We start from the raw sequence: 25,120 nt of genomic DNA, 5'->3' as shown, positions 1-25,120 counted from the left end.
TTTAGATTTAGTCTTTGGCTAAAGGGATAAAAAATGAAAACACGCTGCCAACAGGCTGACGCGCTAATGCAGATAACTTGCCTCCATGCATATCTACTATTGAATGGCAAATTGCCAACCCCATTCCCATACCGTCTTTCTTAGTTGTAAAGAAGGCTTCAAATAAACGGTCTTTTATCTCATCACTAATACCAGGCCCAGTGTCTTCGACCTCGATAAAAATAACCTGCTCGTCTTTTGTAAAAGTGGAGATGGTTAACACTCTTTGTCTGCTACTGACTTCACTCATCGCCTCTATGGCATTCATTAGCAGATTCAACATGACCTGCTGCAACTGCACTATGTCACCCCGAATATATGACGATTGTGCATTCAGCTGCATAACTAATACTACATTACGTCGCTCAATTTCGCGGCGTGCTATGGCCAGAATACCTTTCAGCACATCATGTATATCCAACACATTTAGCGATGCTCTGGTATTTTTAGTTAAAGTCCGAAGGCTTTGTACAATTTGTCCTGCTCTTTGTCCTTCGGATGCTATAGCCTGCAAACTGGCACTGACCTGCTGTAAGTCAGGCACAGAGCGATGCAGCCATCGCAAGCCGGCTCCGGCATTTGTGGCAATAGACATGAGAGGCTGATTAATTTCATGAGCAATAGACGAGGCTAATTGACCTATGGTGGTAATCCGGCACATCCTGACCAAATCGTCCTGTGCCGCACGTAACGCATTTTCAGCAGTCCGCCTTGCAGTGACGTCATTTACTATGCCAACATAATCAACGAGTTTGTTGCTGTCAAAGACTGGGCAGCCTTGCCCCGTCAAATACAAAACACTACCATCGGCTTTAAGAATACGATATTCCACATTAATGGCCGTTTCCATTTGTACTGCGTAATTAATCCGGTCTAACGCAACTTTTTTGTCGTCCGGATGAATACAAGCGGCAAAATCAGCAAATGAAATAGTACGATGCGAAGGGTCTAAGTCAAAGATATGACAAAACTCTTCCGAGCATACTAGGGTGTTTTTATTCAGTTCCCAGCGCCAGCTGCCGGTTCTACTGATTTGCTCACCTATAGCCAATGATGCATCGGCCAGGTGCAATGCTTTTTCTAACTTCTGGCGCTGCTGGTTCATTTCATTGATGTCAGTCTGTAAACGGGCAGCTGTTATAGCCGCAGCCGCGAGAGCTGTAAGAATGGTCAGTGTATTGAGGTACTCATCTTTGAGCCGATCATCATTTTCACTTAGCTCAATATAAAAAATAGCAACTAACTTATTTTGTTTAGTTGCTGGCACACAAAGAGCTGTGAAACCGGAGAAACGTTGAAAATAAGGGTCGATATCATAAGGTGAGTTTTGCTGACCGACATTCGTATACAGCAGTTTTTGTGTCTGAATCGCATTATTTACTAAGGATTTAGGCAAATCGTCCCACTTAGCTTCACAATGCACGGACTCAAAAATGACGCCTTCAGATGTAGTTTTTGCTTTGGCTTCCAATATCAGGCTTTCGCCTTGTGAGTGGAGCAGTAATACCCGCTGCGCGCCAGCCTGTTCAATAATAATGGTCAACAACGCTTCTGATAAAGTTTCATAATCTACTGCTTTGGAGATAGCTTTGGATGTGTTGAGCAGAATAGATAGTTGCTGACTATTGCTATCGTCAGAAATTTGTAATTTTTTATGCTTCATCGGATAACAATGCAATGCCTGTAGCAAAGCACAACCCCTCAAATTGTCGGATATTGTATTCTGCTGACCAGTTTTGATAGCACCCTATGGTCTGTTGCAAGCTTGTTGCTGCGGCTCCAATGTAGGAAAAACAGGTGATGATGATTGCGTGCTTGCCTTTGGAGTTATCCAAGTTTTTTCTCCTTCCCGCCTTTGTTGTGGCCCGGGTTTAAAAGGCTTGTATAGATAAAACCAAATGCTCTAAGAACTTTGTGAAAAATACGTTCAATCCGAACTATGCGTTTTAGCAGCTGCATTTTTAGCCCAAGTAAGAGAGCGAAAGGAAAAGCTATCTTTTACGATGCTAGTGTAGACTGAGTATAGCGGGAGCTGAAGAATGCTGCGTTGCGGTAATTGCTGCTGGTGGCAGATCTTGCTGAATGATTGCCAGTGTACATAAAAGGGAAATTCGTTTTTACAGGCTTATCAGTTATATTTAAAGAGTTACTCATCCCTCAATGAGCGCTTAAGTGGCGCGCATGGCTCGCAGAGAAGTTTTACTTAACTGTTGCGATAGCTGTTTTAAAGAGTGCACAGCAATGATCAAACCTAAAGATTTGTCATTCACCCAATGGCACAGCGAAGGCAAGCATGCTTCCTATGTGCGCGCAAGAAAATCTCCCGGCGGGATCCTTGATCTGCTTGAAGTGGCGAGACCAGCTGGAGATATGTCTCGCCCTGCTGTAACGGATATTGTCTTGTTTCAAGACTTGCAGGGTGGTGGTCGTGTTAGAGGCGACCTCGGAGGGGGGCGCTTTGATGTGACGAGTAAGAAAGGCGACCTTGTTCTTGCTGCACCAAACTTCGCCGCTACTGTCATGAATGATGCTAACCATCAGCTTCGCAGCCTGGCGTTTCCTATGGCGCAATGGAAAAGTGTGCTCGATGAAGCAGCAGATGGCCGGATTTCGTTTGAGAGCTTCTGTATCTACGGGCGAGTGTTTGATTCACCAGCCATTCGCACTCTGCTCAGGAACCTGTGGGCTATTTGTGAAGATGAGGGCGCGCCGTCACGCCTGCTGGCACGGGCCGCTGGCTGCGAGATCCTTGCCGAATTGTGTCGATTGAGTGGGGCAATGTTCGAACCAGCAAAGGGTGGCCTTGCTCCCAGGATAGTGCTGCGTTGTCAGGAATTGATGCGAGCACGGCTTTCTGAGGACATCAGCCTGGACGAGTTGGCGGCGGAGGCGCAGCTGTCTCTTTATCATTTCGCACGCATGTTCAAACAAAGCGTTGGCGTGCCACCAAGGGTCTATCTGACGCAATTACGGATGGAGAAAGCCTGCGAACTTCTCGCCTTTACTGACCTTTCAATCACTGAAATAGCGTTGAAAATTGGCTACTCGTCCAGCCAGGTGCTGTCTCGGGTGTTCTTTAAATATCAGCACATGAGCCCCTCCGATTATCGTCGGGCTGTCCCAGTAACGTCTTACATTAGAATTTAAAGCAGTTTTTTGTTTTATCCTTGGATAAACTTATTGTTACTCTTCAAGAAAAAAGCGTCAGATTGAAGCTTTTGATTTGCACTGATCAGGCGAATTGTTGGTAGAGAGTCTAGATTTAAGAGAATGCTATGGATATTTTTCAGGAGCCAAACCCATGGAGGAACTTTCTTTCACCAAATGGTACTGCGAAGGCCAACAAGCGAACTACGTGCGCGCGCGAAAAGCCCCTGGCGGTATTCTGGATCTTATTGAAGTAGCAAGGCCGGCGGGGGATATGTCTCGCCCCGCGATACCCGAACTTGTTTTGTATCAGGACCAGTTGGGTGGCGGCTATGTCCAGGGCAATGCAGGAGGAGGTCCTTTCAAACAGTTGAGTGATAAGGGCGCGCTCTATCTCGCTGCACCGAATTTTGACAACACTGTTATCGCGAGCGCCGATCATAAATTACGTAGTTTATCTTTCCCTGTGATTCACTGGCAGAAAATACTTGATGAAGCTGGCGGTAGCTCAGTAGACTATTTACGGCTTTACCGAGGCGCATTTCATTCGCTGGCCATCCAATTAACTTTAAGGAATCTTTGGGCATTATCGGAAGAAGAAGGCGCGCCGTCTCGTTTGCTTGCGCGAGCCGCAGGTTGTGAGATATTGGCCGAGCTGTGTCGGTTGAGTGGGGCGCCATTAATACCGGTAAAAGGTGGATTGGCGCCGTGGGTAACCAGGCGATGTAAGGAATTAATGCACGCGCGCTTGTCGGAAGACATTTGCCTGGATGAGTTGGCAGCAGAAGCGCAGTTGTCGCCTTACCATTTCGCCCGCATGTTCAAGCATAGCTTTGGTGTACCACCACGCGTTTATCTGACGCAATTACGGATGGAGAAAGCCTGTGAGCTTCTCGCCTTAACTGACCTTTCAATCACTGAAGTAGCTTTGAAAATTGGCTACTCGTCCAGCCAGGTGTTATCTCGGGTGTTCTTTAAATATCTGCACATGAGCCCCTCCGATTATCGTCGGGCGGTTCGAGTTTAGCACCTGGCGTTGTCTTTGCTCACCACCCAAGAGGACCTCTGATCACAACGGAGGATACCTGAACCCACTTCAATCCAGTTTAACCATTCCCCAGGCTTCTTAATATGACATATCACTAACTTAGGTATGCTCAAAAGTTCAGAGCTTTAGTGTATCGCCTATGGTTCTCAGTAAAAGTTCTACATCCACCGGTTTTGTTAAAAATAGTAAAGCCCCGGCACGGGCTATTCGTAACTGAGTGTTCAGATCTGCATTCCCTGAGATAAAGACTGTAGGAATATTCACTTCTACAGCACGCAGCTGTTCAAACAACTCAATACTATTGATGCCTTTGAGTTTCACATCAAGCACCATAAAATGGATACTGCTGAGTAAATCGCTTTGCAATACGGCTTCAGCTGATTCAAATAATAATGTTTTATAACCAACTGAACTCAATAAGTTATCTAGCCCAGCGCGGACAGACAAATCATCATCGACAATTGCAATCAGAGTTCCTGAACCATCAAGTTCCTGCATACGATTCCTGTACTGCTTAGCAAGTAAAGATCATTGAGAGTCCGCAGCCTTGGGTCGGTTATTGCAATTATTCAGCACTGAATAAACACATCAGGTGTTAGACATCGTCTTTAGTATTAGTATCTTTTTCTGTTTTAGCTTTCGAGACTAAAGTGACTGGCGTACCGGTAATTTTAGGAACACACTCTGTTTTAAACCATAGCATAGTCACAGGCTGACCTGCGACTAATTGTTTCACTAAAGGTACAATTTGTTCGCCAATCAGCATGCCAAGCAAACCTAACAAAGCAATGGCTGGCGGTGCTGGCGAGCGCACTTGCATCAGTGCATAAATAATACCGACCAGCAAACCGGCACCAAGCGACAACAAATATAATTTCATACAAAACTCCACTGGCAGAACAGCCTGAAAGGTTCGGGTCAGCACGCTTTATCCACCAGCTAACCCGAATAGGGCGCTGTGCTCAATAGACTGACAGCTAAGCTTTGGTGCAGCAAAGATCAGCTGTCAGTCCCACAGCAAGCTTATTTAGCAGCGACAGGAGCTAGCGTTTCATGAGTTCCTGTTGTGCGTTGTGGTGCTTTATGCACCATGGTGTAGGCGTAATCAACGCCCATACCGTAAGCACCTGAATGCTCTTTCACCAAAGTGGTCACTGCCTCGTAAGTATCTTTGTGTGCCCAATCGCGTTGCCATTCCAGCAGTACTTGCTGCCAGGTCATAGGCACAACACCGGCTTGAACCATACGCTGCATTGCGTAATCGTGCGCTTCTTTAGTCGTGCCGCCTGAGGCATCAGCCACCATATAAATTTCGTAGTCGCCTTCGAGCATGGCGCATAGTGCAAAAGTGGTGTTACAAACTTCAGTCCATAAACCAGCCACTACGACTTTCTTTTTGCCGTTTTTGGCTAAAGCATCGCGAACTTTCTGGTCATCCCATGAGTTCATTGAGGTGCGTTCCAGTATTGGCTTACCTGGGAATACATCCAATAACTCAGGATAGGTGTACCCGGAAAAACCCTGAGTTTCTACTGTAGTGATGGTGGTGGGAATGTTAAAAATCTTGGCCGCTTTAGCCAGACCTACCGTATTGTTTTTCATGGTTTGTCTGTCCATCGACTGCACACCAAAGGCCATTTGTGGCTGGTGGTCGATAAAAATCAGTTGACTGTTATGTGGAGTCAGTACTTCAAGTTTAGGGTTTGCCATTTACTTAATTCCTTCTTTGGTCAGTCACAAGATCATTACAAAACTGTGTTGACTTGATTAATAAGCCTGGTTCTGTGAGCACAACTTCAGCAACGAAAAACTTCAATAAGCTATGCTCACTCAGTGAGAGTCAGGTAGCAAAGCGGAGTAGATACAATTTTCATCACAACCGACTCGTTACCCTGGTAGTCTGAATAAATCGTCAGAGCTCCACATATACTAGAAGTGCATTTGGTCTTTCACCATTATCTGTTTGTATAGCTAGACGGGATGCTGGATTTTTCCCAAACTTTAATCACTGAAAAAGTTTTTACCGCCCCGAAGCCTTACTAGCACTTAGTGGGCATGCTATTTACAGAGGAGTCATACCAATGGATAAATCTTCAAGCAATGATTTGATCCTGATTAATGGTCGTTTTCATACGATGGATAAAGAACAACCAGTCGCCAGCGCCGTATTAATCCGCGACGGCAAGTTTGTTGAAGTGGGCGCTACAGCAGAAGTGCTGCGTCATCAGACTGAACAAAGTCAGGTTATCGATCTCAAGAACCATACTGTAATTCCGGGTTTAAATGATTCCCATCTCCACTTGATCCGAGGCGGTTTAAACTACAACCTGGAACTACGCTGGGAAGGAGTGTCTTCTGTTGTGGATGCTCTGGCGATGCTCAGAATTCAGGCCGACCGTACACCTCATCCGCAGTGGGTTCGGGTAGTGGGTGGTTGGACAGAGTTTCAGTTTGCTGAAAAGCGTATGCCCAGCTTAGATGAAATTAACAAAGCAGCTCCTGATACGCCGGTGTTTTTATTACATTTGTACGACAGAGCTTTGTTAAACCGGGCTGCTTTAAAAGCTGTGGGTTACACCAAAGATACTCCTAACCCTCCAGGTGGCGAAATTCAGCGGGATGCCAAAGGCAATCCGACCGGTATGCTAATAGCCCGTCCTAATGCGATGATCCTTTATGCGACTCTTGCAAAGGGGCCAACTTTGCCTCTTTCTCATCAGGTCAATTCAACGCGGCAGTTTATGCGGGAGCTCAATCGTTTGGGGGTCACTAGCGTTATCGATGCTGGAGGTGGTTTCCAGAACTACCCTGATGATTATCAGGTCGTCGAACGACTGGCCAAAGCAAATCAACTCACAGTGCGAATTGCCTATAACCTTTTTACTCAAAATAAAGGCGCGGAGCTGGAAGACTTCCAGAAGTGGACCCAAATGATCACTCCGGGTCAAGGAGACGATTTTTACCGCCATAATGGTGCTGGTGAGATGCTGGTGTTTTCCGCTGCCGATTTTGAAGACTTTGTCGAACCCAGACCTGATTTAGCCGACGACATGGAGCAGCAGTTGGAACAAGTAGTACGGCATCTGGTGGAAAACCGTTGGCCCTTCCGCTTGCACGCAACCTACAACGAATCCATTCACCGTATGCTGAATGTGTTTGAAAAAGTGAATAAAGACACGCCATTTAACGGCCTACGCTGGTTATTTGATCATGCAGAAACCATCACTGAAAAAAATATCGAACGGGTGCGGGCTTTAGGCGGCGGCATTGCTATTCAGCACCGTATGGCCTTTCAGGGCGAATATTTTGTCCGCCGTTACGGCCAACAGGCGGCACAAAATACACCGCCAGTGGCCCGAATGTTAGAAATGGGCGTGCCTGTAGGGGGCGGCACAGATGCCACTCGTGTTGCAAGTCACAACCCATGGACAGCTTTGTATTGGTTAGTATCAGGTAAAACCGTAGGTGGTATGCCTTTATATCTGGACAAAGATTGCTTACCCCGCGATACCGCATTAGAACTCTGGACTGCGGGCAGCGCCTGGTTTTCCGGCGAAGCTGAGAAAAAAGGCCGGATCAAAGCAGGGCAGCTTGCGGATTTAGCCGTACTGAGTTCAGACTTTTTTACTGTCCCTGAAGAGGAAATCAAAGGTATTGAGTCTGTGATGACTGTGGTGGATGGTCAGGTAGTTTATGCTGTTGACGATTTCTCAGACCATGGGCCTGCGCCTATACCGGTTCTTCCTGAATGGTCACCTGTGGCTATGTATCCTGGTCATGCCAGAGTTCATCCGCAGCTGAATAATTTACCGCATCAGTGCTCTGGCTCTTGCGGTGTACATGGTCATTCGCATGATGTCGCGCGTCGCTCTGATCTACCGGTATCGGACCATAATTCGTTTTGGGGGGTGTTAGGTTGCAGCTGTTTTGCTTTCTAAAGACAGGAGCTGAACAAATGAAACTAACCCCGAGTCTTTTACAACAGCCTGATACGGGGGCTGTTAGTCAGCGACGCTGTATGGGGCTGCTTGACTCCAATAAAGACGGTTTGCCGGCCTTAGTTTTGGCTGCATAGCTTTGGCTGGGGCTGAATGTTTTATGTCTCCCCAGCTACTAAAAAGGATCCACATTATGAGTATCGAATCTAAACATAGGTTTCAGGCCATTAGCTTAGGTTTTCTGGCTGGCTATGTGAACACCCTGGGTTTTGTTGCTTTATTTGGTTTGATGACTGCCCTGGTGACAGGTAACTTTATACTGATAGGTGCTAACTTAGTCAGTGAGTCGAACTCCGCAGTGCTGATTAAGTTTTTAGCATTTCCGGCTTTTATTGTGGGCATAGCTGCTATTCGCATCTTAACTATTTGGCTCGACAGTAAACACCAGCAAAGTTTACAAATCCAAATGACCGTTTTACTGCAGCTGGTTCTGCTCGTGGCGTTTATGGTGACAGGTTTGTTGGCCTCTCCTATTGGTAATGAGCAAACCACTGGAGCTATCATTTGCGGCATGTTTGGGGCAGCTGCGATGGGCGCACACAGTGCTTACACTCGTTTGTTGCTGCCTCATCTGGCACCAACATCGATGATGACAGGTAATGTTACGCAAATAGTGCTGGATGCGATGGAGCTGATGTTAGGAAAAGGTGATACAGCCACTAAAGTAAGAATGTCTAAATCTTTATGGACTATAGCTGCATTTGCTACAGGTGCTATCGTGGCTGGCTTTAGTTATGTAACTTTGGGGTTTTGGGCTTTATTGGTGCCTATTGGCATTCTGATATGGCTGTTACGCCAGGAACATTATTGCGACCTTGAAGTGACACAAACCTGAGGTGTTAACTAGTTGCAGCGCAGCACTGGGTATCTACAATAAATGCTTGCTTTTCCAAATGCTTATCATACGCCACCTGAGGATGCTTAGTGTCGTCACATGCTCAAGAGAGTGCAGTTCAGATTGGATACAAAAGAGTTAGGCATAGCTTCTAAGGAAAAAGGTATTGATATTGTTCTGAAGTCTGTATTGATAACTGTGATACGGCGTCTCTGATCTTTCCGAGATACTGTGACTCCTTCTTGTTTACATACAACAGAACTGGCAAGCGATGTTCAGATACAATTTTGACATTATCTAAAGCACCCTTTACCTCCGATTCATAAACAATACGTGGAATGATTGCATAGTCTAATCTGTGTGCCTTTAACATCATTATAATCTGCTGATAGTTGTTTACTTCCACTGTTGTTGCATCAATAGAACTTGCTATCTCTTTGTGAGCATCGGCTCCGTTGAGGAGTGCTATAGCGGCGCTGCTTTTTGATGGTACAGTTCTTTCCATAGCGACTACATAAAAAATGACAGAATATAAATCAAATACATGGGCTTGTTTCATGAGTCGTTTATTCATTAACGCGACAAGTATCGTCGATTTTCCACTCTCAAACATATGCACAGCCCGAGGGTATGGGAAAGCCTGGATAGTACTATTACCTTCGTCGATTGCATCAGCAATTATTTGGCTGATCTTAGTGTTGATACAGTGAACTTCACTTGATGGCTCACAACCATAGGGCGGGAGGTCTATGACGGCATAGACTCTGCTGTCTGCGTAGGCTGCAAACGCAATAAATGGAAGAATTAGTATCAACGAAGTAATAAAGTTTTTTAAATGGTTATACATTTTTATTAAACGACCTTTTGATTGAGGGTCTATCTGATTAGGCTGCATTGCAGCTGAAATATATTCATCTGAGTAATTCGGAACCCATTTTTAGTAAATGACAATATCCAGGAATTTGCGCGTCGTTCAATAATGGAACCTGATTTATAGTGAACAATTACATAGTGACACTTAAAGATCCTTAGCGAAGATTAATTATTTGCTATTCAAATTATCCTTATTTGTAGTGGTCAACAAATTAGGCAATCTACACGGATAAATCTTAAATGTAGTTTAAAAAAAGGGGGGCTCAGCGACAGCTATAGTTACAGCAGGTAGTAGTGGAACATCATCTCCATAGGTCGCTAAGGCTCGACTATCCATCTCTTTCAGTTCTTCAGTCAAATCTAACTCGGTGAACGGATTCCCCGGTCAATTCATATGTATAGGCCCGTATATTTACAGGCCATATATTACTCGTTGCGTAAGGCTTTCACCGGATCAGTCAGCAATACCTGACGCAGTGGAATAAAGCTGCAGAGTAGGGCGGCAAAAGTCAGTATTCCCAGTACGCCAGCTACAAGGCCCCAGTTCGCTTGAAACATCAGTTCCGGCTGAGTACGGCTAACGGCAGCAATAAAGAAAAAGCAGCAAAAGCCCAGCAATAATGCAGCGACAATAGGTTGCGCCAGCTTGCTCAAATTATCTTTCAGCAATTGCTTTAAGCTGGCACCCATCGCCATTTCTACGCCGAGCTGATAGCGCCGAGCCTGCACCAAATAACTGACTATGCCTGCAATACCTGCCAGTACTGTAAGTAAGCTCATCAAAGCCAGCGTTGCGGCTAACGCCGCTGCCAGCCGATTTGGCAGCGTAAAGTAATCGAAAGCTGCTTGTACAGTGGTGAGTTCTGACAGATCCAAGCGTGGGTCTTGTGCACGCAACATATCTAACAACGCAGTATCACTCAGCGAGCTGTCAGCGCTGAGTTTTAATAAATAACTGTAGTCGCGCCGCTCGATATTTTTGCGGGGGTAAAACACTTCATCTACTTCAAAGCCTGGGTTGCCGGGGAAGTTGGTATTGGCCACTATGCCGATAATCGGCCTCTGGGTGCTGTCACTATTGAGTGATACTGTTTGCCCCAGAGCTGGACTACCACTTAAGCGGGCAATGCGATCAGCAAAGCGCTGATTGATGATCACCGGATAATGCTCTAAATCAACCTGTTCTGCGCTAAAGTCCTGTCCAGTCAACTCCAGCCCATAAAACCCAAAATAACCGGGCAATACAGCAATGAGCCGGGCTGAAGTAATAAGATCCCCCTGGGCATTACTTACCCCGCCCTGATTGCGTGTTTTTACAGCGCGAGGTTCAGATACAGCGGTCACTTGTTGTACTCCGGGCATAGCTGCAAGGTTCTGCAACAAGATCTGGTGGTTGTTTTGCTGCTGCTCGGGGTTATCTAAACTGCTGTAATTAATGGTGACTGACCACAGATTGGTACTATCTATGCCGGTTGGCCGGTTTGCTTCTGTCCAGGCCGCGACAAACACATGGGCGGTGGCCAGCAACACCAACAAGGACAACAATAACTGTACCCCAATTAAGCTATGTGCTACACCCTGCCGTAATTGTTTGCCTGCACCTTTACCGCTGCTCTGTAGGCTGGCCATCAACTGCTGCTCGCGCACACCACTGAGTTCAATCCAACTAAATAACAACGCAATAATCAGTAGCACCAGGGCGGTCAGGAGTAACATCAGGCCATCTATCCGTAACGCACTGATGCGAGGTAGCTGTTCGGCCGCAACTGAGGCAATTACACCAAAACCAAGCCATGTCAGCAGCAGCGCCAGTAGGCCGGAACCCGCTAGTAAAGCAATATTATGGCGGAACACCTGATAAAACATTTGTTTTTTGCTGGCACCAAAAGCGTAACACACCGCCAGGGGTTGCAAACGTTTTACCGCCCGTGCCAGCTGCATGCTGGATAAATTGACCAAGGCTATCAGAGTGAGTAAGGAAACCCCTGCCAAAAGCATCAGCACCAAAGGGCCGGAGTCCCCTTGAATTTGCTGTCGTAACGGTACAACCTTGCCATAGTACTCAAACATAGTTTGCATTTCAGGGTAACGCTCGACATAAGACTGTTTGACGAGCTGATAGGCCTCGGCATCAGCGTCTTGCAGGCTTACTCCTGGCTTTAGCCGACCCAAAGCAGCAAAAGTGGAGGAATAGCCGCTAAAGGTGCGAATATCTATAAGTTCATCCATATCCAGCGGAAGCCAAATCGCTTCATGTGCATCATTTAAATTTGGTATTTCCAATACCTGTTTTAATACGCCGATCACAGTAAACTGACGTTGATTCAGCTGAATCGTTTGACCCACTATGTCTGAACGGCCCTGATAATGTTCCTGCCAAACGGACTGACTTAACACCACAGAGGGTTGCTTGTTACCTACCAGCTCTTGTTCGTTAAACAGCCGGCCTAACAAGGGTTCTACCCCCATCACATCAAAAATATCATGTGCTCCAAACAGCACTGATACTTTTGGCCGTGTCGGTTGATCCAACAGTTTATATTCGGTTTGAAAGCTAAAATACACAGCCATATGCTCAATAAGCTGGCTTTTTTGCTGCAAATCAAACAGGGTTTGCACATTGCTGGATTGGTTTACCGCGCCTTGATAATTCAGCTCAGCACCTATGTGATAAAGCTCTTGATCGTTTTTATACGGCAGCGGGGCAAAAAAGGTAATATTGACCAGACTCAGCACACTAAATAGCAAGGTCAGGGTCAATACCAGACTTAATACCACAGTTAAATAATATTGCCGGGCTTGCCGAAAGCCACGCCAGATCATGCTCCAGCTCATGCCTCTTGCTCCAGAGTTTTCACAGTAGAGGTGCTGCTAACAACCTGACCGTCCAGCAAATTGATTTGCCGGTGTGCCATATCGGCGTAACGCGGGTCGTGGGTCACCAAAATGATGGTGGTCCCTTGTTGGTGTAAATCAGACAGCAACGCCATCACTGCGTCGCCATTTTTCGAATCGAGGTTCCCTGTGGGCTCATCCACCAACATGATGCCAGAATTGGCTGCGAGGGCGCGGGCGATCGACACCCGCTGCTGTTGACCACCAGATAACTGATTAGGAAAGAGCATTGCTTTATCGGCTAAGCCGACTTTTTCTAAACATTCCAGCGCCCTGGCCTGGCGTTGCTTGACGCTGTCGCCGCGGTACTTTAGTGGCAATGCCACGTTATCCAGTACTGTATATTCGTCAATCAGATTAAAGGCCTGAAATACAAAACCAATACGGCGACTACGCATTTGCGCCCGCTGCTCAGCATTCATATCAGATACTAACAAATCATCAATGTAATATTCGCCGCTATCAGGGGTATCCAGCAGCCCCAGAATATTGAGCAAAGTCGATTTACCACAACCGGAAGGGCCGCAAATGGCCACATATTCGCCTTCATGCACACTAAAACTTACACCATTAAGTACGGCTTGCTGTTGCTGACCCGACTGAAATGCCTTTTTGAGTTGTTTTACTTTTAATACATCAGTTTTCATCGCCACTTCCTTACTGAGTCAGTTTCAGTTGCGTCACGCTGCTATCAAGTTGCAAGTCGCTAACAATAATACGATCACCTGGCTTCAGCCCTGAGACCACTTCTATTTGCTGACCAGAGGCTTTGCCAAATTGAACTGGTACTCTTGTTCCTAGTTGATTCGCATCCAGTTTAAACAGGTCTACTTGCGCATCTTCGGCAATACCTGCAGGGCGGTCGACAAAGCTTATTTGGCCACGGTTTTGACCATGGATCCGTGCATCCACCATCTGCATGGGGCGGATATCGCTGCTTAATTGCTCTGGCAATAAAATATCTACCTGCACAGCGCCATCGGCAACGACAGGATCAATACGTACCACCTGTCCCGTAACAATGCCGTGGCGACTGTCCACTTCAGCGATAGCGCCCACTTGCAGCATACGCACCTGCATTTGTGGTACTTTCACTTCTGCAACTAAAGGAGACAGACTTCCAACCAGAGCTAACTCATCCCCAATGTTAACGCTTTGTCCTAGACTTACAGGTAATCGCTGCAGAACACCCTTCAAACCAGCTTTAACAACTAACTGCTGTAGCTGATAAGTGGCATTATTTAGTTCGGCTTCAGCTTGTTGAACATCTTCCTGCTGTATCAGCAAATATTGTTGATGTACTTCCTGTAGGGTAGCCAGTTTTTGTTGCTCTAACTGATAACGCTCGGCGAGCTGTTCGGCGCGGGCTCGGCTGCGACGTGCATCCATGCCTGAGATAATACCAGCAGTTGCCAGCGGTGCTTCGGCTTCAACCTGCAATCTGGCTAACTCTGCTTCGGACCTCAGTTCAGCCAGTTGTGATGTCTGCTCTAAAATTTCACGCTGTTGCTCTAGCGCCAGCCGACGACTATTGCTGCGTTTATTGTGTAAATTAGCCAGTGCCTGCTGTGCAGCTACTTCAAGGGAGGGGTTTTTTAACGTCAGAATAATACTGTCCTGCTCGACGACAGCGCCGGGCCGAAGCTTAATTTCATCGACTGTTGCCATACTGCTGGCAGTAAGCAAACGTTGATTTTGCGATTGCAGGCTGCCATAACCTGTGACTCGTTGAGTAAAATCACCGCTTTGTACTGTAGCAACGCTAACGCTGGCAGCACTGATGTAATACAAACCGCCAGCAAAACCTATAGTCCAGCCGCTGATAAGCAGCAGGGCTGATAGTAGCCCAATTGCGCTGTATATCAGTGTACTGAGATTGTTTTTCATACCAGAACCTGTGGGAGTTGATCAGGATATAGCAAATTAAAAGCGGCGTTATCAAACTTATGCATTTGATGATGCTTGGGGAACCCTGTATCACCCATGCTTTCATTCAGTGTTTTGGTGAGGAAATGTGTTGGCTTGTCTAAATGGCATTGGCCGTGCAGAAATGGAGATTCATTGAACACACCTGCATCAGTGTAATCTTTGCTCATTAGGCTATTCCTCTTAATTAACATAGAAAATGTTAGACCAAGCGCTATAGCTTCGTAACTATCCTTAAGTATAGGTATGTTATTGCAAACATCCCCTAAAATCGCATAGTGGCCATAAAGCTGGCGGTGGTAAAATTTCTGGGGGCGAGATCAATGATGCAAGTTGATTCATTAGGTTTTAAATTAAGTGCGGGTATGGCGGTATTGATTATTTTTGTAGTGTGATGGCTTACGATACTGAGCTGGTCTTCTACTAAAAGTAACAATGATGCGGCGATTCGATTACTTAATCAGTCTCTCCAACAACAAGCAGAGTCTACATTGAGTGATGCTGCTGCCCCTATTTCTGCTGAAACTTCGGCGCTGATTAACCGGAACTTTGATCCTACAGGCTTTCACGACCAGCGCAAGGTGAGGGGGAGTCAAAAGATTACCCCTCACTGTCGCATTCAACCAATCATTAGCTCGCCGCCAGTTCCCGACGCACTATCTCGGCCCCTGCTGTTAATGCATTCAGTTTGCCTCGAGCTATATGGCGGGGTAACGGGGCCATGCCGCAGTTGGTGCATGGGTAGAGGTGGTGCGCGTCGACAAACTGCAGCGCCTGGCGCAAAGTCGCTGCTACTTCCTCTGGTGTTTCAATATTGTGGCTGGCGACATCAATAGCGCCGACCATCACTTTTTTGCCGCGAATAAGTTCTAAAAGCTCCATTGGAACACGGGAGTTGTGACATTCCAGCGAGATGATATCAATGTTGGATTTTTGCAGCTTAGGAAACACAGCCTCATATTGTCGCCACTCTGAACCTAGCGTTTGTTTCCAGTCGGTATTGGCTTTAATGCCATAGCCATAACAAATATGCACTGCAGTTTCGCACTGCAGCTGTTTCAGGCCGTCGGCGGCTTGTTCCAAAGCGGCAATACCCCAGTCGTTTACTTCATCAAAAAACACATTAAAGGCTGGCTCATCAAACTGGATAATATCCACACCGGCTTCAACCAGTTCTTTGGCTTCCTGATTCAGAATTTTGGCAAACTCAAAGGCTAGTTTTTCGCGGCTTTTGTAATGTGCGTCGTGCAATGTATCAATCATAGTCATAGGGCCTGGCAGCGCCCATTTAATGCGTTGGTTGGTTTGCTGGCGTAAAAATTTGGCATCTTCAACAAAGACCGGTTTTTGCCTGCTGACCGGGCCGACCACTGTAGGCACGCTGGCATCGTAGCGGTTGCGGATACGCACTGTTTCGCGTTTTTGAAAATCAACGCCGTCCAGATGCTCGATAAAGGTAGTGACAAAGTGTTGGCGTGATTGTTCGCCGTCACTGACGATATCAATGCCAGCCAGCTCTTGTTCATGCAAAGACAAACGTAAAGCGTCCTGTTTGCCGTCTGTTAATTCCTGATCCTGCAATTTCCACGGCGACCATAAGGTTTCAGGTTGGGCCAGCCATGAAGGTTTAGGTAAGCTGCCGGCCGTTGAAGTGGGGAGTAATTTTTTCATTAATATTTTGCTCGTTCGTTAAATTAAATGCTGTGTGGGCTAATGCCCTTAATACCTGCGAGGTTTAGCGCTGCGCTATTTTTAACGCAGGGCTTTCTTTAACGCTGCGCTTGGCTCTGTTCAAGCACACGGCTTAACAGCGCCTGGTGCGGCTTGATAAAGTGTTCGTGCGCAAACTTGCCTTGTTCCACCGCTAATCTGCTGCGCTCTTCTCTGTCGTAGACTATGTCTGTCAGGGCGTGATCGCGGTTTTTTAAATTGGGCTGATAACGCTCTCCGGCGGCGGCATGGGCGTTGTAAATTTCAGGCCGGTAAATGCGTTGAAAGGTTTCCATGGTGCTGATGGTGCTGGCCAGCTCCAGGTTGCTGTAGTCGTTCAGCAAGTCGCCAAAGAAGTAAAAAGCCAAAGGCGCGGCGCTGCCAGCAGGCATAAAGTAGCGAACCTCTAAGCCCATTTTTTTGAAGTACTGTTCGGTTAAAGAGGTTTCATTTGGCTGGTATTCAACCCCTAAAACCGGGTGTTGATTGCTGGTGCGCTGATAGGTTTTGTTATCGGACACACTCAGGCAAATCACAGGTGGCTTGGTAAAGTGGTGCTGGTAAACCTCTGAATTGACAAAGTATTGAAAGAGTTTGCCATGCAGATCACCAAACTGATCCGGAATGCTGAAGCTAGGCTGGTTTTTGTTATGTTCCGGCAGCACCAGGCTGAAATCATAATCCCGCACATAGGAGGAAAAGTTATTGCCAACAATGCCTTCAATGCGCTGGTTGGTTTTGCTGTCAATAATGGTGGTTTTTAATACTTCAATGGCCGGGAAGTGATGGTCATTGCTCTCGCTGGTGTCTTCTATCTGAATAGCCACAGAAATAATATCCAGCTGCAGCGAATAACGATCTGAGTTTGGGTTATCCCAACACACCAGACTATTAAAACGGTTGTTGATCATGGCTAAGGTGTTGCGCAGATTCTGCTGACGGCGCTCACCGCGAGCTAAATTGGCAAAGTTAGTGGTGATACGGGTATTGTCTGTCGGCTGATAATTCTCATCAAAACCAATACTTTTAATGCTAAATCTGAAGTTGTTCATAGTACTTGGTATCCTATTTGCCTGTCAGCCGTTTCACAGTGGTTTTTACTCTGCGCGGCTCAAATATCCATTAAGAAGTCTGGATGTCTAAATCCTATGTGTCTGTTATACGCGGATGGCTGGATGAAGAAAAATGGTTTTATTTCATCTGCTGTATGAAGGATCTTCATGTTGGGGTTTTAGAGGATGTGATTGCCTGTTTAGGGGGCGCACTCAAGAGGCTGCGTTCATGCTTTGTACTAGTGTCAGAAGCGGGCGAGACCTTGATGGAAAGAGTTTTTGTCAGTAAGGTTAGTACTGAATTGTTTTACTTCAGGAGTATTACCGTGACACAAACTTTATCTGCTTGGCTGGAACAGGGAGAAGAGCGGGAACGCTTAACTCGTGAAGCTTTGGCAGATGTAGATGCTGGGCTGGTGATCGATCACCAAGCTGTGCAGGCATGGGCCGAAAGCTTAGGTAAAGATAATCCTTTAGCGGTGCCGGGCTAATTGAAACTGAAGCGGGCCAGTAAAGTTGATAACCTTAGTTTTAATTGATAGCTTGGTATCTGGTTGCTTTCACTTCAATGTTATAACTTGATGATAGATATGGATGTTTATGAAAATTAGTACTTTTATCTTCCTTTTGTCATTCACCCCCTTTGTTGTACTAGCGCAAATGTTGCAGGTCGAGCAACAAACTATCGAACTCTATCTACCCGGAACCTGGGTATGTGATTTCACTACAGATATAACCGGCATGAGTGCATCGGGTCGTAGTGAGGACACTTATACCAGTAACGGGAGGTTCAATTCGGTTGCGAAAATTAAGATTCAACTTCCTGGTGAGAAGGCAGCTACTAAATATTTAGCCACTGCCACTGGTACTTGGGCGCTAGATGGGAACCAGTTAACAACCACCGGAAATATCACAATGCATGAACAAAGCAGCAATTCCTCACAACAAACGTCAGAGGATGCAAACCCCTTGGAGTTACCTGAGATTATCGATGTCGTCGAAATAGTGGAAATTAACGAGTCGAAATTCATTATGAAAAACCAACCTAAAGGCTCATTGACTGAGTGTTCTAGGAAAGTTGGTTAGACATGATCACAACAGAGTTTTACGGAGTTCGATTTATTTGTGCTTAATACATTTTTGAATCTATGGGGCTATTGGTTTCCTGTATTTTTGCTGCTTAAAGGCTGTGCCAGCCTGCATCTCTAGTAAATCAAGTCAGCTATGTCAGATTTCATGACAGTATTTTCCAGCTAAAAGCAGTAAATAAAGATGGAAAACTAATTCCGAAATAGCGGGATAAAGAGGTCACCAAATTTATCCGCTACCCATCCATCATCAAATTTCCTCCTACGGCTGAAAAACTGTTTCTTCGTAACTGCGACTATCCACCGGACAATAATGCAAGAATTCTGGAGGATCTTTCTATCGCCATTGATTCTGCCTGAGCCAGAGTAGTGCTGAACAAAAACAGACCAGAACACAGCTGGTCTGTAGCACTAATGAGCAACAGGAGAAATCACTATGACAGTACCAAGCCGCTTGTTTAGCAGCATGCTGTTAGTTTTAGCCATAATGACCAGTTTTTTTGCGCAGGCCAGTTCGGATAAGGCCGTTGCAGAGAAAAACAAAGCCTTTATTACTCAGGCATTTGCCAAGTGGGCCGCTGGTGGCAGCACATTTTTTCAGGATGTGCTGGCAGAGGATGTGGTGTGGACTATTAAAGGCACCAGCCCGGCTGCAGGCACTTACAAAGGCCGCGCTGTGTTTATTGAGCAGGCCGTTGCGCCATTCGCGGACCGTCTTTCTTCCTTCGTCAAACCCAAGGTGAATGACATCTGGGCTGATGGCAATGATGTGGTTGTGTATTGGGACGGATCAGCTGTTGCCGTTGACGGTAAGCCCTATAACAACAGCTTTGTCTGGATTTTCCGGATGCAGGGGCTGCGTGCCACTGAAGTGATAGCTTTTCTCGATTTAACTCAATACGACAATGTAATTAATCGTATTCCGCTTGCAAAATCTTTTGTTGAAAAAGGAGATAAACCAATGAGTGCACAACACCCTTATCTGGGCATGTGGGTCACAGCCGATGGCAGGATCCGTCAGGAGCTGCTTGCCAATGGCCGCTATGACGAGGCCCGTGGTAACAAAAAAAGTGCTTATCAGGGGCGCTACCAAGTCAAAGGCAACCAGATTGATTATTGGGACGACACAGGCTTTACCGCTGACGGTGTGTTTGTCGATCAAAACACCTTACATCACGGCGGCATGATCTTTCGCCGCAGTCAGTAGCCCGGCAGTAGCAGAAGCATCCCGGGACCAATGCGCCCGGGACACTTTAACCTTTAAGCCTTAACACATCGTCATTTGTGTGGATCTTACCGACATACAACAACTAAAGGATCTGTGAGCGAGTTCTGATCAGCACTAACCAGTCAGCAATTATCAGATGACTCCGTCATATCGCGATGAACTATTAAAATTAAAGCTCAGTTCTGACACAGTTGAATGCATCCAGTATAAAACTGCTCACTGTTTTGTTCGGATCAGAGCTTTCTCTCCATGCTTGAAGTGCAATCCTCATCGCCCCGATAGACATCATTGCTAACATACGCAAAGCCGGGCGGCGTTCAGGCTGTCGCCATACTTCACACAGTGCGTTGAACAACAATTGCTCCTGTTTTATATAGAGCGACTGCTTACGAGCAAGCAGTGATTCGCTTGAGAGCATCAGGTTGTCGATGGCTTGCATCTGTTCTGTGGTATGACGTTCAATTCGCCTGACCATCAGATCGCGAATTGCATTTATTGGGGCTATATCCGGCGATGTTTTTAGCAAATCACCAAGCATGCTAGCCCAATCAGCTTCTACCCCAAACAAGATAATATCGTCTTTCGATTTGAAGTAAGAAAAGAAAGTACGGCGTGAAATACCTGCCTCTTCAGCGATCACATCCAAGGTCGTACCGTCGTAACCCTGAGTAAGAAACAAACGCAGTGCAACTTCAGCAATACGTTGACGTGTTTCACGACGTTTGCGTTCACGTACACCTTCTGACGCTGGTGACACAAATAGAGTATGAATTTCTGACATTTAAAAAACCTATTGCATTAACGCATCCGATGCATTAATGTTTGCACTGAGTGCAGTTTAATGTGCACTAATTGTAACTATCTCACCATTTTAAGGCAAGTATTATGACCCATTGGACTGCTTTTGACATCCCATCTCAACATGGTCGCACAGCCGTGGTTACAGGTACTGGCGGCCTCGGACTCCAAACTGCAATGGCACTGGCTAAAGCCGGCGCCAATGTAATTATTGCAGGTCGAAATCAGTTAAAGGGGATGGCTGCACTCAACCAGATCAGCAAAACTGTCGCAAATGCGAATGTGGCATACATGACATTAGACCTTGCCAGTTTGGCCTCTATTGATGCATTCGTCCAACAGATTCAGGCTTCACACAGCAGTATCGACCTTCTGGTCAATAATGCAGCAGTGATGACGCCTCCCAAGTGGCAAGCAACTGCAGATGGATTTGAGCTGCAATTCGGTACCAATTACCTTGGCCATTTTGCTTTGACGGCGGGGCTTTTACCGCTGTTGCGTAAAGGAAATCAGCCGCGTGTAGTGACGGTTTCCAGTATTGCGGCACGAAGCGGGGCAATCAATTTTGGCGATCTGCAATCGCAGAAGGACTACAAGCCAATGTCGGCCTACAGTCAATCAAAACTTGCCTGCCTGATGTTCGCTCGCGAGCTTCAGCGACAAAGTGATGCAGCTCACTGGGGAATCCAGAGTATCGCCTCTCATCCCGGTATTTCCCGTACTGACTTGCTGATTAACAGTGCCGGTCCCTGGAGCTCTCAAGGCATGGCTCGTCGCTTCCTTTGGTTTCTATTTCAGCCAGCTCCTCAAGGTGCTTTACCCACATTATTTGCCGCAACTTCTGCACAGGCAAATGGGGGGGCCTATTACGGCCCTGACAAACTAAGTGAGCTCAGGGGAAACCCCGCCTCAGCAAAATTTCCCCCGCAAAGCCTTGATGAGAGTGCATGTGCAAGGCTCTGGACTGAGTCGGAAATACTTACTGACATAGTTTATCCAGGTAATTTACAACCAAAGTCAATGAGTGCCGGGCTACCTTTTTTTCAGTAGCGTATCACGATATTTCTAAAATTTTACTTTCAAGTATTGAGGCAATGAATGAACACAAAAATGAGCGTGTTGGTGAAAAAAGGTTTTATCTTTTTTAATGTTATCAAAGGTTTGAAGAAGATTAAGTTAATATTAGCCATGCGGTTGGCTGGTTTGCTTATGGTCTCGACGCTTCTTTTTGCCTGTGCGCAGATCCCGGAAAGTACTGTGGAAGAATCGCAGTTTGGAGCTTTAAGTTGTGCAGAATTAGTTCAGCAAACAGAGGAAGCAAAACAGACAAAAGATGTAGCAGAGCAAGCGAAAAGTGATTCCTGGCATGTGATTATGCCAGTTATCGTGGCCGCTCGTTATGGTCAAGCTGCCTCCGCTTCTAGTGAAGCAGACAGGCGAATGAGCCTGCTTGCGGAGCAACAGACTCAACGTGGTTGTGCTCCTTGATTGTTCTGATCCGAAGAGATTCTTCGGTGATCGGGATAGATGCGGTGGACAACTTTCTCATCTTGTTTGAGGCATATGCATGCAAAATTTATTAGGCCACAAGAAAGAGCAACTTGATTCTTTAAGCCGCCAACTAAAGCATTTATCTATAGATCCCGGGCATCAAGGCGTTGATTGCGACCTGACTCCAGTCAAAACTTCGCCAGCAGATATGGAAGTAAACCAGAAACGCAGGCAATTATGCCTGATGTTACTCCTTGCCCCACTAGCTGCATGTCACTCAAGTGACATAGTCCAGCCCAATGAACAGAGCTATCAAGTGATCGATTTTAATTGGATCGATCCAGCGCGTTCACGTCCGGTTCCTGCGCGCCTTTATTGGCCGACGGCAACTGCCTATAAAACGGCTATGCCATTAGTGGTGTTTTCACACGGCATGGGGGGTGGGCGGCAAGGATATAGTTATCTTGGAAAGCATTGGTCGACACATGGTGTTGCCAGTCTTCATGTCCAGCATGTGGGTAGCGACGCGGAACTTTGGAAAGGTAATCCATTGGGTCTGATTGACCGATTACAAGGGGCCGCTCAAGAGGATGAGGCGCTCGCCCGCACCACAGATGTCAGTTTTGCACTTGATCAGTTGCTTTCTGCAGAGACTGGCCACTATAGCGCAGCCATTGATCATCAGCGCATCGTCATAGCGGGTCATTCGTATGGTGCAAATACAGCACTACTAAAAGTAGGCGCACAAGTGGTAAGAGAGGGCAAAACAATTGACTGCCTGGACGCCCGTTTCCGGGCCGGGATTATTATTTCAGCGCCGCCGTTTTATGGTGAAACAGACCTGAAGGCAGTACTTAGCAATATCTCTGTCCCTACCATCCACATTACTTCTACGGACGATGAGATCAATATTCCTGGTTATTACTCTGATACTGAGGATAGGTTGAAGCTCTTTAATGCAATTTCAGGCCCGAACAAGTTGCTTGTTGTCTATCGTGATGGGTCCCACAGTATGTTTACTGATCGTCCATTTACCGGGGGGTTATCACTAAACCCCAAAGTGAAAACTGCTACTGCAGACCTTACCCTGGCCTATTTCGATTTGATATTCAAAGGAGACGATAAGGCGCTCGCGCAGTGGCACAGGAGCTGGGGATCTATTCTGGAGCTGCAAGCAATACCTGTTGTCTCACCGCAAACCACAACCACTTCATAACTTAAGCTTTTGCACAGGTGCAAAAGCGGGTTATGCCGGATTTAAAGGCAAATAAAGCATGCAAAAATACATCATCTACACCGCATATGGCTGGCTTACCCTAACAGGAATTCTTCATTTCATCGTCGACGTTGCTTCCCAATACCTGCGTGGTGCGCGTGCCCCTGGTTTAGAGACGACTTTGTATTACGGACTCAACTCCGCTTTTTCATTAGGAAAAATTGTTTTCGGATTGCTTGGACTTTTCTTAGCGTGGCGAGCAATGGATCTGATGAACGAAAGGTTTGTGCAAGTTTTGGCAATTGTTGCTGGATTGGGATGGCTAGCAATCACTTTTCTATTTATGGAGTACTGGCAGCCAAAGTTTAACGCTGGTATTTTTTGTGCTCTGGTTATGGCGGCTTTTTTGACCCACAGACCCTAGCAGTTCTCGTCGCCAGAAGTCACAGCTGCCATTGTTTATTAACCCGGCATGCCGATAGAAAAAGCGAATTACTCAGTGCGCTGATGTTGTGGCAATTCGATGTAAAGCAGCAGGATTTCTGTGTGGAGAAGATTATGCAGCGTACTTATCTGGCGCTGGATCATTACCTTTGATCACTGTTAGAAGTAAAAAGCGCTTTAGGGGAAAACGACAGATAAAGCTGTGACCAGAGTGGAGCAGGCCACAGCTTTGATCAGAGATCAGTCATCAATTTTTGATAATAAATCCGGGTTGGTCACCAGATTACGTACAGCGTGAGCTTCGGATTCTTTAAATGGGTTGGCCTTACACCAGGCGCCCACTGTGGCAATATTCACCTTGGCCACTTTAGGACGAACGCCCCAGGTGACCTGAAAAGGTGAAGCCACTTCGTTGTAATCCGGGCCTGTGGTTGAACCTGCATACTCCACTGGATCGCCTGTATCATCTGGAATATTCAACGCCTGATGGTAGTCGTCGTCCATGCCAACTGCGGCCAGTTTGGTGAAATCCAGCGCTTTGCTGTCGTTTACCAGCACAAATACCTGAGCCTCTACCCGCAGTTCCGGGTTTTTAATGGCTTCGCTCATACAGGAGTTTAAGGTAGCACCCGGCGTGGCCATAGCGCTGGTATGCACATAATGCACTTCAATGGTGTCGCCTGAGTGCAAGCTGCCATGCTCACCAGCACAGATTGGTTCTTTTACTGGCGTTAACTCGGCTTGGCTAAGTTTGCCATTGTATTTATAACCCGAGCCCATACCTTTGCCGTCGCCATTACCGGCATAAGTAGTGAACTCTCCGCCTTTGTGTTCGGCGCTGACGTGCATATGAATATTGCACAGGTTCATACGTTCATAAGACGGTGCCAGTGCAAATATGCGCCGATCACTGCCGGTTTTGGCATCGATATCGCGCGGGGATTGCGGGCCATAACCTTTGCCTTTGGTTGCTGCAGCTAGTTTGGCATTCTGCTGAGCGATCACTTCATCGCTGACGGCATGATGTGACGCTTCAGCAGAGTGAAGATCACTACAGACAACAGCGGAAAATAACAGACAAGACAAAAAAGATAGTTTCATAACATGTCCTTGGTAAGTGGTTTTGCCAGGCTCAATGCGCCACTACATATCAGGGTAATATGAGTGCTTTGCCAAGCCGATACACTGTAGACGAAGCCTGCCGTTTTGCTACTTTTTCTGGCTGAATTTGTCGCTGATTGGACGCATCTTTATTTGGAGGAAATACAGGGGGCTGGCACTGTGCCTGACTTCAAAGGCCAAAACCCATTGATAATGGTATTGACAAGACAG

At 46.5% G+C, this 25,120-nt stretch carries 25 protein-coding genes; 11 read left to right on the top strand and 14 right to left on the bottom strand.

What is annotated here, in order from left to right; translation table 11 throughout:
* Positions 1 to 7: 7 nt before the first annotated feature.
* Together P3C17_RS12950 and P3C17_RS12945 are read right to left on the bottom strand one after the other, a co-directional pair.
* Positions 8 to 1,702 (bottom strand): ATP-binding protein, encoded by a 1,695-nt coding sequence (locus tag P3C17_RS12950; protein WP_300929828.1) that lies wholly within the window; start codon positions 1,700 to 1,702, stop codon positions 8 to 10.
* Complete coding sequence (locus P3C17_RS12945) at positions 1,692 to 1,874, bottom strand: hypothetical protein (RefSeq protein WP_300929827.1); 183 nt, start codon at positions 1,872 to 1,874, stop codon at positions 1,692 to 1,694. The genes P3C17_RS12950 and P3C17_RS12945 overlap by 11 nt, the downstream gene beginning before the upstream one ends.
* A 406-nt stretch (positions 1,875 to 2,280) precedes the next feature.
* Here P3C17_RS12945 and P3C17_RS12940 point away from each other — a divergent pair, with 406 nt between their 5' ends.
* The gene (locus tag P3C17_RS12940) at positions 2,281 to 3,186 is read left to right on the top strand and encodes an AraC family transcriptional regulator (RefSeq protein WP_300929826.1); all 906 of its coding nucleotides are present in this window, start codon (positions 2,281 to 2,283) and stop codon (positions 3,184 to 3,186) included.
* Positions 3,187 to 3,340: 154 nt separating this feature from the next.
* A complete protein-coding gene (locus P3C17_RS12935) occupies positions 3,341 to 4,213 on the top strand; it encodes an AraC family transcriptional regulator (protein WP_300929825.1) in 873 nt (290 codons plus the stop codon).
* 138 nt (positions 4,214 to 4,351) lie between these two features.
* Here P3C17_RS12935 and P3C17_RS12930 read toward each other — a convergent pair whose 3' ends face one another.
* The 3 genes from P3C17_RS12930 to P3C17_RS12920 form a co-directional block, all read right to left on the bottom strand.
* Positions 4,352 to 4,732, bottom strand: coding sequence for a response regulator (locus tag P3C17_RS12930; protein WP_300929824.1), 381 nt, complete (start codon positions 4,730 to 4,732; stop codon positions 4,352 to 4,354).
* Positions 4,733 to 4,829: 97 nt separating this feature from the next.
* Positions 4,830 to 5,114, bottom strand: a complete 285-nt coding sequence (locus P3C17_RS12925) for a XapX domain-containing protein (protein ID WP_300929823.1) — start codon at positions 5,112 to 5,114, stop codon at positions 4,830 to 4,832.
* A 143-nt stretch (positions 5,115 to 5,257) separates the two neighbouring features.
* Positions 5,258 to 5,944, bottom strand: a complete 687-nt coding sequence (locus P3C17_RS12920; RefSeq protein WP_300929822.1) for a hydrolase — start codon at positions 5,942 to 5,944, stop codon at positions 5,258 to 5,260.
* Between the two features lie 371 nt (positions 5,945 to 6,315).
* Between P3C17_RS12920 and P3C17_RS12915 the strand changes: the two genes are divergently transcribed.
* Positions 6,316 to 8,172: an amidohydrolase gene (locus P3C17_RS12915; protein WP_300929821.1), complete on the top strand. Its 1,857-nt coding sequence runs from the start codon at positions 6,316 to 6,318 to the stop codon at positions 8,170 to 8,172.
* Between the two features lie 193 nt (positions 8,173 to 8,365).
* Complete coding sequence (locus P3C17_RS12910) at positions 8,366 to 9,067, top strand: YoaK family protein (RefSeq protein WP_300929820.1); 702 nt, start codon at positions 8,366 to 8,368, stop codon at positions 9,065 to 9,067.
* Between the two features lie 151 nt (positions 9,068 to 9,218).
* Here P3C17_RS12910 and P3C17_RS12905 read toward each other — a convergent pair whose 3' ends face one another.
* From P3C17_RS12905 to P3C17_RS12875, 7 genes are all read right to left on the bottom strand, one after another.
* A complete protein-coding gene (locus tag P3C17_RS12905; RefSeq protein WP_300929819.1) occupies positions 9,219 to 9,962 on the bottom strand; it encodes a hypothetical protein in 744 nt (247 codons plus the stop codon).
* A 404-nt stretch (positions 9,963 to 10,366) separates the two neighbouring features.
* Complete coding sequence (locus P3C17_RS12900) at positions 10,367 to 12,775, bottom strand: ABC transporter permease (RefSeq protein ID WP_300929818.1); 2,409 nt, start codon at positions 12,773 to 12,775, stop codon at positions 10,367 to 10,369.
* Positions 12,772 to 13,482 (bottom strand): ABC transporter ATP-binding protein, encoded by a 711-nt coding sequence (locus P3C17_RS12895; protein WP_300929817.1) that lies wholly within the window; start codon positions 13,480 to 13,482, stop codon positions 12,772 to 12,774. The genes P3C17_RS12900 and P3C17_RS12895 overlap by 4 nt, the downstream gene beginning before the upstream one ends.
* A gap of 10 nt (positions 13,483 to 13,492) precedes the next feature.
* Complete coding sequence (locus P3C17_RS12890) at positions 13,493 to 14,722, bottom strand: HlyD family efflux transporter periplasmic adaptor subunit (RefSeq protein WP_300929816.1); 1,230 nt, start codon at positions 14,720 to 14,722, stop codon at positions 13,493 to 13,495.
* Positions 14,719 to 14,931 carry a hypothetical protein gene (locus P3C17_RS12885; RefSeq protein WP_300929815.1) on the bottom strand — a complete coding sequence of 71 codons (213 nt, stop codon included), beginning with the start codon at positions 14,929 to 14,931 and terminating at the stop codon, positions 14,719 to 14,721. Before P3C17_RS12885 ends, P3C17_RS12890 begins: the two co-directional genes overlap by 4 nt.
* A gap of 460 nt (positions 14,932 to 15,391) precedes the next feature.
* Entirely contained in the window at positions 15,392 to 16,432 is a 1,041-nt protein-coding gene (locus tag P3C17_RS12880) for a methionine synthase (RefSeq protein WP_300929814.1), read from the bottom strand.
* A 98-nt stretch (positions 16,433 to 16,530) separates the two neighbouring features.
* Positions 16,531 to 17,523, bottom strand: a complete 993-nt coding sequence (locus tag P3C17_RS12875) for a DUF1852 domain-containing protein (protein WP_300929813.1) — start codon at positions 17,521 to 17,523, stop codon at positions 16,531 to 16,533.
* Positions 17,524 to 17,606: 83 nt separating this feature from the next.
* Between P3C17_RS12875 and P3C17_RS12870 the strand changes: the two genes are divergently transcribed.
* The 3 genes from P3C17_RS12870 (at position 17,607) to P3C17_RS12860 (ending at position 19,818) form a co-directional block, all read left to right on the top strand.
* The gene (locus P3C17_RS12870; RefSeq protein ID WP_300929812.1) at positions 17,607 to 18,014 is read left to right on the top strand and encodes a hypothetical protein; all 408 of its coding nucleotides are present in this window, start codon (positions 17,607 to 17,609) and stop codon (positions 18,012 to 18,014) included.
* A gap of 109 nt (positions 18,015 to 18,123) precedes the next feature.
* Positions 18,124 to 18,609, top strand: a complete 486-nt coding sequence (locus P3C17_RS12865) for a hypothetical protein (RefSeq protein ID WP_300929811.1) — start codon at positions 18,124 to 18,126, stop codon at positions 18,607 to 18,609.
* Positions 18,610 to 19,047: 438 nt separating this feature from the next.
* The gene (locus P3C17_RS12860; protein ID WP_300929810.1) at positions 19,048 to 19,818 is read left to right on the top strand and encodes an Atu4866 domain-containing protein; all 771 of its coding nucleotides are present in this window, start codon (positions 19,048 to 19,050) and stop codon (positions 19,816 to 19,818) included.
* A gap of 190 nt (positions 19,819 to 20,008) precedes the next feature.
* Here P3C17_RS12860 and P3C17_RS12855 read toward each other — a convergent pair whose 3' ends face one another.
* Positions 20,009 to 20,620: a TetR/AcrR family transcriptional regulator gene (locus P3C17_RS12855; protein WP_300929809.1), complete on the bottom strand. Its 612-nt coding sequence runs from the start codon at positions 20,618 to 20,620 to the stop codon at positions 20,009 to 20,011.
* A 104-nt stretch (positions 20,621 to 20,724) separates the two neighbouring features.
* Here P3C17_RS12855 and P3C17_RS12850 point away from each other — a divergent pair, with 104 nt between their 5' ends.
* From P3C17_RS12850 to P3C17_RS12835, 4 genes are all read left to right on the top strand, one after another.
* Positions 20,725 to 21,687 (top strand): SDR family oxidoreductase, encoded by a 963-nt coding sequence (locus tag P3C17_RS12850; RefSeq protein WP_300929808.1) that lies wholly within the window; start codon positions 20,725 to 20,727, stop codon positions 21,685 to 21,687.
* Between the two features lie 48 nt (positions 21,688 to 21,735).
* Complete coding sequence (locus P3C17_RS12845) at positions 21,736 to 22,125, top strand: hypothetical protein (RefSeq protein WP_300929807.1); 390 nt, start codon at positions 21,736 to 21,738, stop codon at positions 22,123 to 22,125.
* 79 nt (positions 22,126 to 22,204) lie between these two features.
* Positions 22,205 to 23,344, top strand: coding sequence for an acetylhydrolase (locus P3C17_RS12840; protein ID WP_300929806.1), 1,140 nt, complete (start codon positions 22,205 to 22,207; stop codon positions 23,342 to 23,344).
* A 58-nt stretch (positions 23,345 to 23,402) separates the two neighbouring features.
* Positions 23,403 to 23,768, top strand: coding sequence for a hypothetical protein (locus tag P3C17_RS12835; protein WP_300929805.1), 366 nt, complete (start codon positions 23,403 to 23,405; stop codon positions 23,766 to 23,768).
* Positions 23,769 to 24,028: 260 nt separating this feature from the next.
* On the opposite strand, the gene P3C17_RS12830 is transcribed toward P3C17_RS12835, so the two are convergent.
* Positions 24,029 to 24,889 carry a delta-class carbonic anhydrase gene (locus P3C17_RS12830; RefSeq protein ID WP_300929804.1) on the bottom strand — a complete coding sequence of 287 codons (861 nt, stop codon included), beginning with the start codon at positions 24,887 to 24,889 and terminating at the stop codon, positions 24,029 to 24,031.
* Positions 24,890 to 25,120: the final 231 nt, after the last annotated feature.

Origin of the sequence: Rheinheimera sp. 1928-s (assembly GCF_029269265.1) — a bacterium.
In the GTDB taxonomy this organism is placed as follows: Bacteria; Pseudomonadota; Gammaproteobacteria; order Enterobacterales; family Alteromonadaceae; genus Pararheinheimera.
The sequence above is the reverse complement of the archived record's forward strand: the minus strand, read 5'-3'. Positions and strand labels throughout refer to the sequence as shown.